We start from the raw sequence: 15178 nt of genomic DNA, 5'->3' as shown, positions 1-15178 counted from the left end.
GTGGGATGCAACCCGATCCCGGAGTGAGGGAGCGAAGGAACGGGCGCGCGGCGCTCGCGGGCCTCGTCAAGAACGGCAAGCGGATCAACTTCACCACGGTTGCCCGTGCCGCAGGTGTGAGCACCGACTTCCTCTATCGACACCCGGGGCTGTGTGCCCTCGTGGAGCGTCACCGCGCGAAGGGCGGAGGCCCTGGCGCCGCCGTTCCCGAGCCAACGGCCTCCTCGCCCACCTCGTCCGCGGTGCGAGCGCTGACCGCACGTCTCGCCCAGGAGAAGACGGCCCACCAGGAGGAAGTGGAGAAACTCCGCAAGGCCCTGGAGGTTGCCCAAGGTGAGAACCTTCTGCTACGCAGACGGTTGGCCCGATTCGGGACTGACTGAGCTGTTGAGTATTCGTATCCCGCGAAGTCGCAGTTTCGCTCACCCGAACCTGAAGGCGTTCCGAACCTCACGGTGTCCGACCTCGTTCCGCGACCAGATCCGCACACGACGACTCGGATTCTCCCGGTCCCAGCTTCCACAGTCGAAGACTGCGACCGAGTCCGAAAGCCGCCATCGTGAGGTCTCCCAGGAAGCTTCCGGCACCTCGACGAGTCCGCCGAGAGCCTCGGCGGCCGAATCAGCAGCGGAACCTGCGACAGGCCAGGGCCTCCAGACGGAGACGGCGTCCGTCAGGGCATGGGACTCGATCAGGTGCGTGACCGAGGGGGCGACGGGGAGGTAGGGACTGCCGCCGTCCACGTCCGTGCCGACACCTCCGTCGGTGTGAAGCAAGTCCCGGCACGGCTTCGACACGCGTTCTCCGAGCCACTCGAAATACCACCCGCCTCGCACGGGATCCTGCCAGGCTCCTGTCTTCACACCGAAGTGGTCGTATTCCCAGCTGCGGCCCGTCTCGTACCGCGCCCCGTCCAGGGTCCAACTGCGCCGCACCTGGTAGCGCAGGCCGCCGAATCTCTGCTCGAAGCCCTCGCATCGGATGATGAGTTCCATGGGTGCTGGGACGAGACGTCCCGTGCGGTCACGCACTCGCCACATCTCGATCGGGACTTCGAACCTGACCGGTCTCTCGCGGTGGCCTGTACGGCGGAGGAGATCCTGTGCCCGCTCTGATAGTTCGGAGGGATCGTCCAGGATGTGCATCCTGTACTTCGTTTCCAGAGGTGGGGAATAGCACCAGGATCGGCATCCTACAGCGAAGCTCTCCAACTGAACCAGGAAACCGCTCCGCGGATGTCATCCGCATGCCGCTGACAGCTTGAACTGCCCAGATGGATATTCAGGTTGTCGCAGGTGCGGATACGACGTGGTCGGGTTCGGCGGGAGTGTGCTTGGCGAGGGTCCGCCGGGTCATGTCCTTCAAGGCGCGCACGATGTCCTGGTCGACGTCGTCGAGGGTGCGGCGCGGGCCCGGTCGCGAGGTCGGCTGCGTGCCGGAACGGGCCGGTCGCGTTGGAGGATCCGCCGTGGCCGCGGGCGTCCGGCGCGATCACCCGGCGGTTGCCATCTCGTACGGGGATTGGCAACCCGGGTGTCATGATGGCGGGGTGACCGATACCGATGCCCCGCTCCCGCCCGACGTCCTCGCCCACCGGCTCATGGACGTGTTCGACCTGGTCGGCCCGCTGTACCGACGGGTGCTCCGCACGGTGGAACTCGCGGCTCCCATCGAGGGGCTGTCCGTCGGCGTGCGCGCCGTACTGCTCCTGCTCGCGGAACACGGGCCCATGACCGTCCCTCAGATGGGCCGCGCACAGGCGCTGAGCAGGCAGTTCGTGCAACGCATGGTCAACGACGCGGCAGCCCTGGACCTGGTCGAGATCACCCCGAACCCCGCCCACCAGCGATCCTCGCTGATCCGGCTGACCGGCCACGGCAGGGCCGCCGTCTCCGCGGCGAGCGCCCGCGAGCACGCCCTGCTCCGCCAGGTCGGCGGCGAGCTGACCGACGCCGACCTGACCGCCTGCGTGCACGTCCTCACGCAGATGCTCGAACTCTTCGACAACGTCGACGTGAACTGACCCCCGCACCGCGCGAGCGCGGCCCGGACGCCAGGAGGGCGACCTACCCGAAGACCAGGCTCGTCCAGCGGACGCCGGACCGGCCGTGCAGGTCGCCGCGTTCGGTGCGGTGGAGCAGCCGCAGGCCCTGGGCGGCGGCGAGCGCGACGGTCTCCTCGGGCGGGACGTCGAACATCCGGCGGCCCGGCGGGACGGGGCCGTGGCGCAGGGTCAGGGCGAGGCGCCCGCCCGGGGCGAGCAGCCGGCCGAGGGCGGCCATCGCCAACGCCCGCTCGGCGGGGGCGAGATGCATCCAGACGGCGGTCAGCAGGACGAGGTCGAAGCGTTCGGTGCCGGCGCTCAGCTGCGGCAGCTCGGGCAGCTCGTCGGCGACCCAGCGCACACCGGAGCCCGCGTGCAACCGCTCGGCGACGGAACGGAGTTCGGCGGTCGGCTCGACGGCCACCACCGGATGGCCGAGGGCGGCGAGGGCGGCCGCGTCCCGCCCGGTGCCGGCGCCCACGTCGAGGACGGCGGCGGGCGGGGGCGGGTAGCTGTGCAGCAGGTCCGCGTGGACCTCGGCGAAGGTCACGCTCTCGTACTGGACGGCGAGCTCCTCCGCCGCCTCGGCGTAACCGGCAGTGCTCGAAAGCCCGTTCAGGCCTTCCGCCTCGTCCACCCCGTTCAACTCATCCAACTCGTCCACCCCGTTCACGTCCTCCACCCCGTCCAACTCGTCCACCCCGTTCGTGTCCGCCGCCCCGGTCACCCCGATCATGCCTTCCGGTCCCGGACGACCACCGCGTCACCGGCCGCCGCCGCGTCGGCGAAGAAGTCCCGCAGCTCCCGCAGGTCGGCGACCACCCGGGTCGCCCACGTCTCGGACCACGGCGTCGGGTACCCGAGGCGCGCGACCGTCCGGGCCAGCACGGTGTCCTGCTGGCGCACGAGTTCGCCGAGCGCCGAGTCGCGCAGGAAGGTGAAGGCGGCCGCGACCTGCGCGGGGCTCAGCACCAGCGGATCGGTCTGCGCGGCGTCGGGTTCGCGGCGCTCGCCGCCGTACACGGGCAGGCGCGCGGCCGGGTCGGGGTGCAGGCCGTTCTCGGTGAGGGCCAGTTCCATCAGCCGGGCGGTGCTCCGCACGCCGAGGAGAAGTCCGGCGGAGGCCAGCTGGCCGTAGCGGACGTCCTGCCGGTCGGGGACGAGCTCGCCGAGTTCCGTCGGCGAGCAGGTGTCGACCTCCTGGCCGGGCAGGCGGCGCCAGAAATGATCCACGCTCACCCGGACAGCGTAACGAAAGCGCGGCTCACGCCTCGCCGGGGTGCCAGAGGGGCCACTCCCAGGGGCGATCCGCCCAGTGGACGCGGACCGGATCTCGCGGGTCGAGGTCCGGAAAGAGCTGGTGGATCCGGGGTTCGAACTCCTCGGGGGCGAGCGGCTCCCAGCCGTGGCCCTCGAAGTGGACCAGGCGGTAGCGGCTGTCGGTCCGGAAGTCGGCCACCTCGACCAGGTGCTTGGACGTGCTGTTGGTCTCCATGCCCCCCAGCATGTGGCGCGGCGGCAATCGGCGCCCCTCCAGACCCCTCTTCCGGGTCATGTCCCGGCGTCGGCGCGCTCGTTGAGCACGGGGAAGGCATGGCGGGGGATTCGACGGGGGGTTCGGCGCTGGAAGGACGACAAGATGACTGGGCAGTCCACCGGAGGACAGTGGCAGTGGCCGCAGGACGCTTGGCAGCCACCCCCGGTACCCACCGCGTTCGCGCCGGCCCCCGTTCGGCCGCCCGCACCGACGTCGCGGCGGTCGCGGAAGGTGTGGGCCGCCGCGACCGTCGGGACGGTCGCCGTCCTCGCCGCCGTCCTGGCGATGTGCGGGCCGGGGACGGGAGACGACCTGGACGTGGTGGCCCTGCCGCACACCTCCCCCTCCGCGTCCGACCCGGCGGCGCCGGACCCGCCCGCGTTCTCGCCGCTCCCCACCACACCCGCGCCGTCCCCGCTCCCGCCGCCCACGCCGGAGCGCGCCGGACCGGCCCCGGCCCTGGTCCCGGCCACGGCGGCGGCCGCGCCGAACGAGGACGAGCCGGCCGACGCCCAGCACGCGACGACCGCGCACCCGAAGCCCGGCCGCACCGCGCGCCCCTCGCCGTCGACCCACGGCGCCCCCGCCCCGGCCGCCGCCACCCCGGCGGCTCCGGCTACCGGCGTGGCGCTACCCACCCTCGGCCCGGGCGGCATCTGCGACCAGGCCGAACGCGTCGGCCGCTGGCCCGCGGGCTCGGAGCAGGCCCGCCTCTGCCACAGCATCTACGGCTGAGAAAACGCCTGCGCGGCCACACCCGCACCCGCACGACGAGGGCGCCCCGCCGGATCGATCCGGCGGGGCGCCCCAGGTGGCGGAGCCACGCTACCCGGCCGCCTCCAGGATTCCCTTGTCCAGGCGCGGCGCCAGGACGCGGGCCAGGGTGTCGGTGATGTGGCCGGTGTCGCGGTACAGCACCACGCCCTCCAGCACCGCCGGGCAGTCCGGTCCGCTGCCGGGGCACAGCAGCGGGCCCAGGTCGAGGGTGCGGACGCCGTAGCGGGCGGCGAGCCCGCCGTCGAGCATCGGGTCCGGCTCGAAGGCGGTGTCGCGCGGGAAGAAGCAGGCGTCCGAGCGGCCGTCGGAGGCGGCGAGGCAGGTCGGGATGTCCTTGCCGGGCATCGGGGTGTCGCCGAGGTAGGCGAGCGGGGCGCCGACGGCGGCGAGGCGGTCCAGGGTGCGGGTCCAGCCCTGGGTGCGTTCCTCCTGGCTGCCGTACCTGTTGAGGCCGGCCATCAGGACGAGGCGCGGCCTGGGCCCGGAGGTGAGCCGGGTGAGGGTGTTCTCGCGCCAGCGGTCGCACTCCTCGAAGGTGCGGCCGAGGACGTTGTTGCGCACGGTGAGGGTGGCGAGCGGGCAGCCGGGCTTGACCAGGACCTCCAGGGCCCAGTGCCGCTGCTCGGCCATCGCGAGTGCGGACGATATCCACTGGCCGGCGTGCGAGTCGCCGAGCAGCACGATCCGGTCGGGGCTGTCCTCGGCGCCGAACAGGCAGCGCGGGCTGCTGTCGGCGTTCAGCGGGATCTCGCAGCCCTTGCCGGGCGGGAAGTCCTCCCGGGCGCGGGCCAGCGAGGGGGTCAGGCCGAGCACCCGCGCACCGGGGGCGAGCAGGGTGGGGCCGGTCGGGGCCCCGGCCGGGGCGGCGGCGGGGGTGTCGGCGGTGCCGCCGAGGGCGCGGACCGTGCCGCCGCCGAGGGTGAGGGCGGCGATCAGCGGGATGACGAGGGCGCTGGCGCCGACCGCGAGGCCCCGGCGCGGCGCCGGGCTGCTGCCGTACCGCAGCGGCTGCTCGACGAGCCGCATGGTGAGCCAGGCGGGCAGCGCGCTGGCTGCGGCGAGGGCGGCCAGGGTGGTCCAGGGCAGGGCGCCGTAGCGGGCCTGGGCGATGGTCAGCACCGGCCAGTGCCAGAGGTACCAGGCGTACGACAGGCGACCGGCGGCGCGCAGCGGCCGGTTGTCGAGGAGGCGTCCGGCGTCGGTGGCGCCGAGCGCGCGGTGGGCGGGGCCGGCGAGCAGGACGGCGGCGGCGCCGAGGACGGGCACCAGCGCGGCGGTGCCGGGGAAGGGGGTGTTCCGGTCGTAGAGCAGGATCGATGCGAGGACGGCGGCGGCGCCGGCCCAGCCGAGCAGTCGCAGCGACCAGGCCGTCCCGCGCCGCTGCACACGGCCGGCCAGGGCGCCGCCGAGCAGCGCAGCGCACGCGCCGGCCGCGAACTCCCAGAGCCGGCTGCCGGTGGAGAAGTAGGCGAGCGGCGCCGAGGTCGCCGTCCACCGGACGCACAGCAGCAGCGAGACCGCGCCGATGGCCGTGGTGGCCAGGGTGATCGCGACGGTGCGGCGGCGGCCGTGCAGGAAGCGGGCGAGGCCGAGCAGCAGAACGCCCCACAGCAGGTAGAACTGGTTCTCCACGCCGAGCGACCAGAAGTGCTGGAGCGGGCTCGGGGCGTGTTCGGCGGCCAGGTAGTCGGTCTGCTGGCCGACGAAGCGCCAGTTGACGACCTGTCCGGCGGAGGCGATCAGGTCGCGGGCGAGGTCGGTGCCGCGCAGCGGGTCGAGCAGCGCGCCGCCGGCGACGGCGGTGGCGACCAGGACGGTGGCGGCGGCGGGCAGGATGCGGCGGGCGCGGCGGGCGGCGAAGTCCCACAGGCCGATCGGGCGGCCGAGCAGCAGTCCGGTGATGAGGAAGCCGGATATGACGAAGAAGACGTCGACGCCGACGTAGCCGCCGGCGAAGCCGGGAACGGCGGCGTGGTAGGCGAGGACGGAGAGGACGGCGACTCCGCGCAGGCCCTCGATGTCGGGGCGGAAGCCGGTACGCCGCTGGGCCTGCGGCGGTGCGACGGCTTCTGCGGAGGGGCGCCGCTCGGGCGCGGCCTGCCGGTCCATTCGGACGACGCCGGGCAGCAGTTCGGCCGAGGCGGTGGCGGCAGGGGAGGAAGGGGACGACGACGGTGGTGGTACGGCCGTTGACACGGCGGTGCTCCTCGCAGGGGCAGGCAGCGGGTGGTCGGGACCGCCGGGCCGATGGGGCGGCCGGGCGGCGCATCCGCGCCGGTGGGGCGACGCGCTGGGAAACGCGGTGGATCCGAACGAAGTTGATGGGTCGTCAGACATCGACTTTGACGTCAGGAATTGATGGAGCTCATGAAGTTGACGGAGCGGAGTTGACGGAGCGGAGTTGACGGAGCGGAGTTGACGGAGCGGAGTTGACGGAGCGTCAGAAGATCAGCGGATCGGCCCAGCCGGAGGCCAGCAGTCCGCAGAGCAGCAGCACGGCGGTGACGGCGACGGCCTCCGCGTGGCCGAAGCCCAGGTCGGACCGGCGCCGCACGGGCGCGGCGACCTCTCCGACGGCGGCCCCGTTGCCACCGCGCAGGAGCGGCCACAGGGACCGGATCAGCGGGATCATGGTGTACGCGGTGAGCGCGAGCAGCGCGGTGAGCGCCCAGAAGGGCTGCCAGCCGTACAGCATGGCCGCGCGCACGAGTCCGGCGATGCCCGCGAGGACGACGAACCCCAGCCAGCCGACGCCGATCCGGGCGACCGCCTTGGCCAGTGAACTGCCGCCCGACACGGCGCCGGTGGGCACCCAGTCGGCACTGCGGCGGCGCAGCGCGTGCGCGATGGCGACCACGTGGCAGAGCCCGCCGAGGAGTTGGACCCGGGTGACCTCGAAGCGCCAGCGGGTGCGGGACATCGCGGGCAGCAGGACGAGCGAGACCCAGATCGGCGGCAGGAACGGCAGCACCTGCCACGGCTGGATCTCACCGGGGGCGAAGAACAGCATGATCAGGGCGGGCAGCGGGACGGCGAAGACGTTCACCGCGCTGGTGACGTAGCCGAGGATGCCGTTCCAGAAGCAGAGCCGGGCGGAGCGAGGGAGCGGTCCGCGGCGGAAGTCCGGGTCGCGGACGAGCGCCAGGGAGCCGAGGCACCAGCGGTACTGCTGGCTGATGAAGGCGGGCAGGCCGGTGGGCGACATGCCCTTGGCGACCAGGGCGGGCACGTACCGGGTGGTCCACCCGGCGCGGGCGAGCGAGAGGCCGGTGTAGAGGTCCTCGCTGTGGTCGATCTCGGCGAAGCCTCCGACGCGCATGAGTGCGGCGCGGCGGTAGAGGGCGTTGGTGCCGCAGCAGACGGTGCCGTCCTGCGCGTCCCGGGAGGGCTGGATCCAGCGGTAGAAGATCTCCTGGGTGGCTCCCGCGGCGCGTTCGAGCCAGGACATGTCGGCGTCCGTGTCGAAGCACTGCGGGCTCTGCACGATGCCGACCTCGGGGTTGTCGAGGTAGGGCACCAGGTGGTGCAGGAAGTCGGGGCGGGGGCAGAAGTCGGCGTCCAGGACGGCGACGATCTCGCCGTTGCCCTCGGCCAGGCCGTGGTTGAGGTTGCCGGCCTTCTTGAACCGGCCGCGGTCGGGGCGGGCCCGGTACTGGAAGCCGTAGGACTCGGCGAGTTCGCGCACCTCGGGGCGGGCGGCGTCGTCGAGGACGATGACGGTCAGCGCGCCGGCCCACTGGACGGCGACGGTGTGGCGGTAGGCGTTCTCCAGGACGGCCAGCGGCTCGCCGGCGGTCGGCAGCAGCAGGTCGACGCTCGGGTGGCGGGCGGGCTGCCAGGCGCGCATCAGCAGGTCGTGCGAGTCGCGGGTGTAGCGGCGGGCGCGCTGGCCGTCGGTGAGCGAGAGCAGCCAGGTGGCCGCGTTGAGCACGGTGAGCACCAGGAAGGGCCAGAGCAGCGGCCGGCTGAGGGCGAACAGGCCGAGGGTGGCGGTGGCTCCCGCGTAGGAGAGGGTGGCGCAGAGCAGCACCCAGCGGCGCTGCGGGCCGAAGTACCAGTAGAGCTCCTCGTCGTCGGGCGGGCTGGGCAGGCGGAGGTCGGGGTCCGCGGGGATCCGGCGCGGGCCGGGGACGGGCGCGGGCATGGCGGTGCCATGGAGTACGGGCATGCGGAAGTGGCCCCCCTGGGCATGGGACGGAACGTGGCCGTTCGCCCTCAGCCTCTCACATTGGCCTAGACCAATCATGAACGAGGTATGACATCTCCGCATCGCCCCTGGTCAGTGACTTGACATGTCATCACGTACCGACGAACCGTCAAGCGATCATGGATTCGACCCCGAGCACCGCCGGCCCGCACCCCTGCGGTCAGGCCTCCCCCAGCGACTCCTTCAGCGCCTTCGTCAGCTTCTCGAAGCGCAGATCGGGGCGCAGCGGGACGCCGAAACGCTCGTCGCCGTACGGGAACGGGGTGAAGACCCCGGTCCGGCGGAAGCCCCGCCGCTCGTACCAGGCGATCAGGTCGACGCGCTGCTCGATCACGGTCATCTCCAGCTCGCCCACGCCCCACTCCTGGCCGGCCAGCCGCTCGGCCTCGGCGAGCACGGCCCGGCCGAGGCCTCCGCCCTGGAGCCCGGGGCGCACCGAGAACATGCCGAAGTACGCGCGGTCCCCGCGGTGCTCCAGCTGGCAGCAGGCGACCAGCCGGCCGTCCCGCTCGGCGACCAGCAGCACCCCGTCGGAGCGACCGATGACCGCGGCGACGCCCTCGGCGTCGGTGCGCTGGCCCTCCAGCAGGTCCGCCTCGGTGGTCCAGCCGGCCCGGCTGGCGTCGCCGCGGTAGGCGGACTCGACCAGCTCGACCAGCGCCGGTACGTCGGCGAGCGTGGCGGGGCGGAAGGCGGGCTGCCCGGTGGGCCGGGCGTGGCTGGGGATGGTCTCGGACATGGCGGGTCCTCATTCTGCGTGCGGTGGAACCGCCCGCCGCTCGTGCCTGCGGCGTGGCGCGGGCCGTCCCTGGTGACCGGCCTGCGGGCATCGTGCCACAGCCCGCGAACCGGCCCCGAGCCGCAGGACCTGCGGCGACGGCCCCCGCGGGCCCGCCCGGCGGGAGCGCGGGCCCGGCCGCCGTCCACCCCGAGCCCGGCTCCGCCGTCGCGGCCTACGCGCCGCGCCCCGGTGTCAGCGGATGACGGGCAGGACCGCCGTGGTGTCGCGACCGGCTGCCGCCTCGATGAAGGCCACCGGGTCGGCGACCTCGGCGAGCAGGGTGCGGGTGAAGTGCAGGGCGCCGTCGGACGGCGGCGGGCCGCCGATCGTCGCGATCAGGTCGAGCAGGTGGACGGTCGCCTCCATCAGCGCCACCTCGCCGAGCGCGCCGACCGTCACCGAGCCGAGCAGCGGGTGGGCCACCGCGGCGGCGGGCGGCAGGTCGGCGATGCCGGCCAGGGCCGCCGGGCCCTCGGCCCCGAAGCGGGCGACCAGCTCGGCCGGTTCGGCTGCCGCGGCGGTCTGCTTCGCCGCCTCGGCGACCTGCTCGGCGGCGGTGTGCGCGATCCCGCCCGGCCGGTTGTAGGCCCGCAGGATGCCGACCCCGGTGGTCACCTCGGCCGGGCCGTCCACCAGGGCCCCGCGCAGCCCGGCGAACATCTCCGGCACCGGCGCCACGTGCGCGTACAGATCCCGGACGGTCCAGCCGGGCAGCCGGGTGGCGAGCCCCCACGACGCGTCGTCCAGGGCCGCGCCGCGTTCCGCCCAGGAGACCCAGGCTTCGGCCAACAGGGCGGGTACATCACCGATCTGACGTGTCATCGGTCCTCCTCGGAGCACATGGCAACTGAGTTGTCACCTTACCGGTCGCCGGGCGGACCGGCGGATCAGACCCGGGCGCCGAGCATCCGCAGCACCAACTCGCCGTAGCGGCGGCCGAGTTCATCCGGCGTCTCGGTGGATCGGTCGGTGAACCAGCGGGAGACGTCGATGCCCAGCGAGGTGACCGCACGGGCCGCCGTCCGGACTTCGGACACCTGGAAGGCGCCGGCCGCCACGCCCGCCTCGATCAGCGCGCTGACCTCGCGCTCGATGTCCAGCCGCAGCGCCGCGACCACCGCGTAGGCGTCCTCGGGCAGCGCGTGCAGCTCGTAGTTGACCACCCGGCCGACCGTGCGGGCCCGGGCGTGCCAGGTGGTGAACTCCTCGACCAGCCGGCGCATCCGGTCCACCGGGCCGCCCTCACCGGCCGCCGCCGCCCGGACCAGTTCCAGCGTGGCCGCGTGCCCGGCCTGGCTGATCTCGGCCAGCAGCGCGGCCTTGGACTGGTAGTGGATGTACAGCGCCGCCGGGCTCATCCCGGCGGCGGTGGCGATGTCCCGGGTGGTGGTGGCGTGGAAACCGCGCTCCGCGAAGGATTCGACGGCCGCCTGGAGCAGCCGGTACGCCGCCTCGGGGCGGGAGTCGGCGCCGCCGGGCAGGGTGCGCCAGAGGTCGGCGATGGGCGTGCTGGTCATGGCGCCATCCTCCCAGAGAACTCGTACACACATTCCCGCCGCCCGGTCGACGGACTGTTGACAGGCTCCCGCACCGACACCATGCTGAGCAAGCGCTTAGTCAGCCGGTGGACCGGCACACCCGCCGACCGGGCATCCCCGCCGAACCGGCGCCTGCGCCCACCCGGCACCCCCGTCGAACGTTCCGCGCGAAAGGCAGGACCCTCCGTGGCGTACTCCTTCAAGGGCCGGGTGGCCGTCGTCACCGGATCGAGCCGGGGCATCGGCCTCGGCATCGCACGCGAGCTGGTCGCCCGCGGCGCCAAGGTCTGCCTGACCGCCCGCAACCCCGAGCCGCTCGCCGAGGCCGTCCACGACCTGGGCGGGCCGGAGAACGCCATCGCCGTCGCCGGCAGGACCGACGACCCGGTCCACCAGGAGGAGGCCGTCACCAGCACCCTGGAGGCCTTCGGCCGGCTCGACCACCTGGTCAACAACACCGGCATCAACCCCCTCTACGGCCCGGTCCTCGACGCCGACGAGGCCGCCGCCGCCAAGATCCTCGCCGTCAACGTGCTGGCCCCGCTGGCCTGGACCCGCCGCGCGCACGCCGCCTGGATGGGCGAGCACGGCGGTTCGGTGGTCAACGTGGCCTCCGTCGCGGGCATCCGCTCCTCGCTCGGGATCGGCATGTACGGGGTCAGCAAGGCCGCGCTGATCCGGCTCACCACCGAACTCGCCGCCGAACTGGGCGGCCAGGGCATCCGGGTCAACGCCGTCGCCCCCGCCGTGGTCAAGACCAGGTTCGCCGAGGCCCTGTACGAGGGCCGGGAGGAGCAGGTCGCCGCCGCCTACCCGCTCGGCCGGCTCGGCGTGCCCGAGGACGTCGCGGGCGCGGTCGCCTTCCTGCTCTCCGCGGACGCCGCCTGGATCACCGGCCAGACCCTGGTCGTGGACGGCGGCGTCACCCTCGGCGGCGGCCTGTGAGCGGCACGGCGGACGCGGACGCAGCGGACGCGGACGCAGCGGACGCGGACGCACCGGCGACGGACTTCGCCGGCCAGGGCGTGGTGGTGACCGGCGGCGGGCGCGGTATCGGCGCCGCCCTGGCCCGGGCCTTCGCCGCGGCCGGCGCCCGGGTGGTGGTCAACGACCTGGACGCCGAGGCCGCCCGCGCCGTCGCCAGGGACTGCGGCGGCACCGCCGCCCCCGGGGACGCCGCCTCCCCCGAGGGGCTGGCCGCCCTGGTCGGGCAGGCCCGGGCCGCGCTCGGCGAGATCGACGTGTGGTGCGCCAACGCGGGCGTCGCCCCGGTCGGCGGGGCCGACGCGCCCGCCGCGGCCTGGGCGAGCGCCTGGGAGGTCAACGTCCTCGCCCACGTCCGGGCCGCCGAACTGCTGCTCCCCCGCTGGCTGGAGCGCGGCGGGGGCCGCTTCCTCGCCACGGTCTCCGCCGCCGGGCTGCTCACCATGTTGGGATCGGCCCCGTACGCGGTCACCAAGCACGGCGCGCTCGCCTTCGCCGAGTGGCTCTCCGCGACGTACCGCCACCGCGGCGTCCGGGTGCACGCGCTCTGCCCGCAGGGCGTGCGCACCGACATGCTCGCCTCGACCGGCGCGGTCGGCGAGGCGCTGCTCGCACCCACCGCGCTGGACCCGGAGGACGTCGCCGAGGCGGCGCTGGCCGGGCTGCGCGAGGGCCGCTTCCTGATCCTGCCGCACCCCGAGGTCGCCGAGTACTACCGGGTCCGGGCCACCGAACCGGACCGCTGGATCAACGGGATGAACCGGCTCCAGCAGGGGCTGGAGAGGAGCGAGGCGCTGTGAGGGCCTGGCAGGTGGAACAGTTCGGCGAGCCGGGCGAGGTGATGCGGCTGGCCGACGACGTGGCGCGGCCGGTGGCCGGGCCGGGGCAGCTGCTGGTCCGGGTGCGGGCCGCGGCGGTCAACTTCCCGGACGCGCTGATGGTGCGCGGCCAGTACCAGGTCCGCCCGCCGCTGCCGTTCACGCCCGGCGTGGAGCTGTGCGGCGAGGTGGCGGACGGCGCGCGGCGGGGCGAGCGGCTGATCGGCAACCCGGTGCTGCCGCACGGCGCCTTCGCCGAGTACGCCCTGCTGGACGCGGCGGCCGCCTTCCCCGCGCCCGGGGCGCTGGACGACGCCGAGGCGGCCGCGCTGCACATCGGCTACCAGACCGCGTGGTTCGCCCTGCACCGCCGGGCCCGGCTGGCGGCCGGCGAGACGCTGCTGGTGCACGCGGCGGCGGGCGGCGTGGGCAGCGCGGCGGTCCAGTTGGGCCGGGTCGCCGGGGCCCGGGTGGTCGCCGTGGTCGGCGGCCCCGCCAAGGCGCAGGCGGCCCGGGCGCTCGGCGCCGACCTGGTGGTGGACCGGACGGCCGGGGACTTCGTCGCCGCCGTCAAGGAGTTCACCGGCGGGCGCGGCGCGGACGTGGTCTTCGACCCGGTCGGCGGGGACGCCTACACCGGCTCCACCAAGTGCGTCGCCTTCGAGGGCCGGATCGTGGTGGTCGGCTTCGCCGCCGGCCGGATCCCTGCGCCGGCGCTCAACCACGCGCTGGTGAAGAACTACGCCATCCTCGGCCTGCACTGGGGCCTCTACAACACCCACGACCCGCAGGCCGTCCGCGCCGCCCATGACGAGCTGACCCGGCTCGCCGACCGGGGCGCGGTCCGCCCGCTGGTGAGCGCCCGGGTGCCGCTCGCCGGGGCCGCCGACGCCGTCGAGCTCGTCGCCGCCGGGCGCAGCACCGGCCGGATCGCCGTCCTGGGGGACTGACGACCGGCGGCGGTTCAGGTGTTGCGGCGGGCGGGCTCGTGTTCCTGGGCCGGGCGGAGCCAAGGCCGGCAGGGCCTCCGGCACTGCGCGGAACGCGCAGGCCGCCGTAGGGCCCTGCGCGTTCCCGCCCTCCGTCCGTACTCGTCAGGAGGGCGGCGCTCCCCCGCCGGTCAGCGGGGGACTCCGGTCAGCGGGTGACGATCTGGAGGGCGGTGTCGCGGGTGGCGTTGCGCCAGCCGAACGCGTAGACGGTGCTGCTGTCGGCGCTCACCGCCGTGTCGCTGACGCTGTCCAGGGTGAAGGGGACCGTCTCGGTCGGCACCGGAGCGTAGGTGGCGGTGTCGAAGGCCACCAGCGCGACCGCCCGCGGATCGCGGTCATACCGAACGGTGCGCAGACGGGTCCCGTCCGGACTGACGGAGACACCGGTGAGTCCGGCGGAGGCGACCGGCGCGAGCGTGACGGGTGCCTGCGCGGCGTCGGTGGCGGGGTCGACGGGGAAGACCTGGTTGGCGGCGCTGTCGGCGACGGCGAACAGGTGGGTGCCGTCGGGGGTGAACGCCGCCTGACGGATCGCCTGCCGGAGGTTCGACACCGAGCCGACCACGGTCGGCGCGGCCCCGGGGGCGCCCGAGGTGTCAAGGTGCACCAGCCCGGACCCGGCGGCGACGTAGGCGTCGCGACCGCCGGGCCGCAGGGCGATCGACTGCGCGTAACTGCCGGGCAGCGCGACCTCGCCGGTGAACGCGTTCTGCGCGGTCGAGAAGGTCAGCACCCGTCCGGGAGTCTCGGCGGGCACCCCGGGCGGGGGGATCGGCGGCACGTTGTAGCCCGTCGCGCCGGCCTGGGTGACGTAGACCGTCGCGCCGTCGGCGCTGAGCGCGATGTCGTGCGTACGGCCGGTGGACCAGGCGGCGGGCTTGTTCTGCGGCGGCAGCGGTGCGGCGGCGAGGAGGGTGCCGGTCGTGGTGTCGACCACGTTCATGACGAGACCGCTCACGACGTACACGCGCCTGCCGTCAGGGCTGATCACGGTCTGGTGGTAGTCGCTCTCGGCGTTGGCCAGCGGGATCTGCGCGGTGACGGTGTCCGTCCCGGTGTCGACGGTCTTGAGCGCGCCGTCGGCCGTGACGTAGACCTTGTCCCCGGCCGGGCTGACCACCATCCCGGAGACCAGGGTCCCGACCGGGACGGTGACCACCCCCGCCACTGCCACTGCCCCCACCACTGCCGGCGCCCTGTCGTCGGCGACGGCGGTCCCGCCGCCAGAGGCCAGGAGCAGCACGCAGGCGGCCAGCGATGCTCCACAACGTCCGTATACAGCAAGTGAGTTCATGGCGCTCCTCTCCAACTCGGGCTGATGCCGGACAGGTTATTGCGGGAGCTTGAGGGAGGGTGCGAGTTTCCCGACTGTTCGCCTTCGCTCCCCGGCGGTCAGTACGCCTAATACTGCAACCGCATCTGGGCGTGACTGTGGGTGTAGGTGTTCGTTGTCTTGACTGTGTGCCTATGGGTTGACGGTTGAGCAGGTTGAGTCGTGGT

The 15178-nt window shown here is 73.9% G+C and carries 16 protein-coding genes; 6 read left to right on the top strand and 10 right to left on the bottom strand.

Going from position 1 to position 15178, the window contains the following annotated elements; translation table 11 throughout:
* Positions 1 to 5: 5 nt before the first annotated feature.
* Positions 6 to 383, top strand: a complete 378-nt coding sequence (locus tag ACFVX9_RS27245) for a hypothetical protein (protein ID WP_387983979.1) — start codon at positions 6 to 8, stop codon at positions 381 to 383.
* Between the two features lie 39 nt (positions 384 to 422).
* On the opposite strand, the gene ACFVX9_RS27240 is transcribed toward ACFVX9_RS27245, so the two are convergent.
* A complete protein-coding gene (locus tag ACFVX9_RS27240) occupies positions 423 to 1145 on the bottom strand; it encodes a hypothetical protein (protein ID WP_387983976.1) in 723 nt (240 codons plus the stop codon).
* A gap of 404 nt (positions 1146 to 1549) precedes the next feature.
* On the opposite strand from ACFVX9_RS27240, the gene ACFVX9_RS27235 reads away from it, so the two are divergent.
* The gene (locus ACFVX9_RS27235) at positions 1550 to 2023 is read left to right on the top strand and encodes a MarR family winged helix-turn-helix transcriptional regulator (protein ID WP_380371456.1); all 474 of its coding nucleotides are present in this window, start codon (positions 1550 to 1552) and stop codon (positions 2021 to 2023) included.
* 43 nt (positions 2024 to 2066) lie between these two features.
* On the opposite strand, the gene ACFVX9_RS27230 is transcribed toward ACFVX9_RS27235, so the two are convergent.
* From ACFVX9_RS27230 to ACFVX9_RS27220, 3 genes are read right to left on the bottom strand one after another with little or no spacing between them, the layout of a single operon-like run.
* A complete protein-coding gene (locus ACFVX9_RS27230) occupies positions 2067 to 2780 on the bottom strand; it encodes a class I SAM-dependent methyltransferase (RefSeq protein WP_387983971.1) in 714 nt (237 codons plus the stop codon).
* Positions 2777 to 3283 carry a hypothetical protein gene (locus ACFVX9_RS27225; RefSeq protein ID WP_159398314.1) on the bottom strand — a complete coding sequence of 169 codons (507 nt, stop codon included), beginning with the start codon at positions 3281 to 3283 and terminating at the stop codon, positions 2777 to 2779. The genes ACFVX9_RS27230 and ACFVX9_RS27225 overlap by 4 nt, the downstream gene beginning before the upstream one ends.
* Before the next feature lie 25 nt (positions 3284 to 3308).
* Positions 3309 to 3539: a hypothetical protein gene (locus tag ACFVX9_RS27220; protein WP_063350865.1), complete on the bottom strand. Its 231-nt coding sequence runs from the start codon at positions 3537 to 3539 to the stop codon at positions 3309 to 3311.
* 273 nt (positions 3540 to 3812) lie between these two features.
* Here ACFVX9_RS27220 and ACFVX9_RS27215 point away from each other — a divergent pair, with 273 nt between their 5' ends.
* Complete coding sequence (locus ACFVX9_RS27215; RefSeq protein ID WP_380371464.1) at positions 3813 to 4316, top strand: hypothetical protein; 504 nt, start codon at positions 3813 to 3815, stop codon at positions 4314 to 4316.
* 90 nt (positions 4317 to 4406) lie between these two features.
* On the opposite strand, the gene ACFVX9_RS27210 is transcribed toward ACFVX9_RS27215, so the two are convergent.
* From ACFVX9_RS27210 to ACFVX9_RS27190, 5 genes are all read right to left on the bottom strand, one after another.
* Positions 4407 to 6554: an acyltransferase family protein gene (locus tag ACFVX9_RS27210; RefSeq protein ID WP_159398315.1), complete on the bottom strand. Its 2148-nt coding sequence runs from the start codon at positions 6552 to 6554 to the stop codon at positions 4407 to 4409.
* 244 nt (positions 6555 to 6798) lie between these two features.
* Positions 6799 to 8526 (bottom strand): glycosyltransferase family 2 protein, encoded by a 1728-nt coding sequence (locus tag ACFVX9_RS27205; protein WP_380371468.1) that lies wholly within the window; start codon positions 8524 to 8526, stop codon positions 6799 to 6801.
* A 199-nt stretch (positions 8527 to 8725) separates the two neighbouring features.
* Entirely contained in the window at positions 8726 to 9304 is a 579-nt protein-coding gene (locus ACFVX9_RS27200) for a GNAT family N-acetyltransferase (protein ID WP_387983966.1), read from the bottom strand.
* 234 nt (positions 9305 to 9538) lie between these two features.
* Complete coding sequence (locus tag ACFVX9_RS27195; RefSeq protein ID WP_380482824.1) at positions 9539 to 10168, bottom strand: maleylpyruvate isomerase N-terminal domain-containing protein; 630 nt, start codon at positions 10166 to 10168, stop codon at positions 9539 to 9541.
* A gap of 65 nt (positions 10169 to 10233) precedes the next feature.
* On the bottom strand, positions 10234 to 10863 hold the full coding sequence (locus ACFVX9_RS27190; RefSeq protein ID WP_380371475.1) for a TetR/AcrR family transcriptional regulator: 630 nt from the start codon (positions 10861 to 10863) through the stop codon (positions 10234 to 10236).
* A gap of 207 nt (positions 10864 to 11070) precedes the next feature.
* Between ACFVX9_RS27190 and ACFVX9_RS27185 the strand changes: the two genes are divergently transcribed.
* The 3 genes from ACFVX9_RS27185 to ACFVX9_RS27175 all read left to right on the top strand — a co-directional run bounded on the left by ACFVX9_RS27185 (position 11071) and on the right by ACFVX9_RS27175 (position 13636).
* Positions 11071 to 11829, top strand: a complete 759-nt coding sequence (locus tag ACFVX9_RS27185; protein ID WP_380371478.1) for an SDR family oxidoreductase — start codon at positions 11071 to 11073, stop codon at positions 11827 to 11829.
* 80 nt (positions 11830 to 11909) lie between these two features.
* On the top strand, positions 11910 to 12668 hold the full coding sequence (locus ACFVX9_RS27180) for an SDR family oxidoreductase (protein ID WP_380371597.1): 759 nt from the start codon (positions 11910 to 11912) through the stop codon (positions 12666 to 12668).
* Complete coding sequence (locus tag ACFVX9_RS27175; RefSeq protein ID WP_380482822.1) at positions 12665 to 13636, top strand: NADPH:quinone oxidoreductase family protein; 972 nt, start codon at positions 12665 to 12667, stop codon at positions 13634 to 13636. Before ACFVX9_RS27180 ends, ACFVX9_RS27175 begins: the two co-directional genes overlap by 4 nt.
* Before the next feature lie 187 nt (positions 13637 to 13823).
* Here ACFVX9_RS27175 and ACFVX9_RS27170 read toward each other — a convergent pair whose 3' ends face one another.
* Positions 13824 to 14852, bottom strand: a complete 1029-nt coding sequence (locus ACFVX9_RS27170; RefSeq protein ID WP_387983962.1) for a YncE family protein — start codon at positions 14850 to 14852, stop codon at positions 13824 to 13826.
* Between the last annotated feature and the right edge of the window lie 326 nt (positions 14853 to 15178).

Origin of the sequence: Kitasatospora sp. NPDC058243, from assembly GCF_042882025.1 — a bacterium.
Classification (GTDB): Bacteria; Actinomycetota; Actinomycetes; order Streptomycetales; family Streptomycetaceae; genus Kitasatospora.
This window is presented reverse-complemented; position numbering and strand designations above follow the sequence as displayed.

Excerpts from the sequence above, each read along its gene's own strand:
- ACFVX9_RS27230 (WP_387983971.1), bottom strand. The coding sequence starts at position 2,780 with ATGATCGGGGTGACCGGGGCGGCGGACACGAACGGGGTGGACGAGTTG.
- ACFVX9_RS27195 (WP_380482824.1), bottom strand. The coding sequence starts at position 10,168 with ATGACACGTCAGATCGGTGATGTACCCGCCCTGTTGGCCGAAGCCTGG.
- ACFVX9_RS27200 (WP_387983966.1), bottom strand. The coding sequence starts at position 9,304 with ATGTCCGAGACCATCCCCAGCCACGCCCGGCCCACCGGGCAGCCCGCC.
- ACFVX9_RS27205 (WP_380371468.1), bottom strand. The coding sequence starts at position 8,526 with ATGCCCGTACTCCATGGCACCGCCATGCCCGCGCCCGTCCCCGGCCCG.
- ACFVX9_RS27190 (WP_380371475.1), bottom strand. The coding sequence starts at position 10,863 with ATGACCAGCACGCCCATCGCCGACCTCTGGCGCACCCTGCCCGGCGGC.
- ACFVX9_RS27220 (WP_063350865.1), bottom strand. The coding sequence starts at position 3,539 with ATGGAGACCAACAGCACGTCCAAGCACCTGGTCGAGGTGGCCGACTTC.
- ACFVX9_RS27245 (WP_387983979.1), top strand. The coding sequence starts at position 6 with ATGCAACCCGATCCCGGAGTGAGGGAGCGAAGGAACGGGCGCGCGGCG.
- ACFVX9_RS27240 (WP_387983976.1), bottom strand. The coding sequence starts at position 1,145 with ATGCACATCCTGGACGATCCCTCCGAACTATCAGAGCGGGCACAGGAT.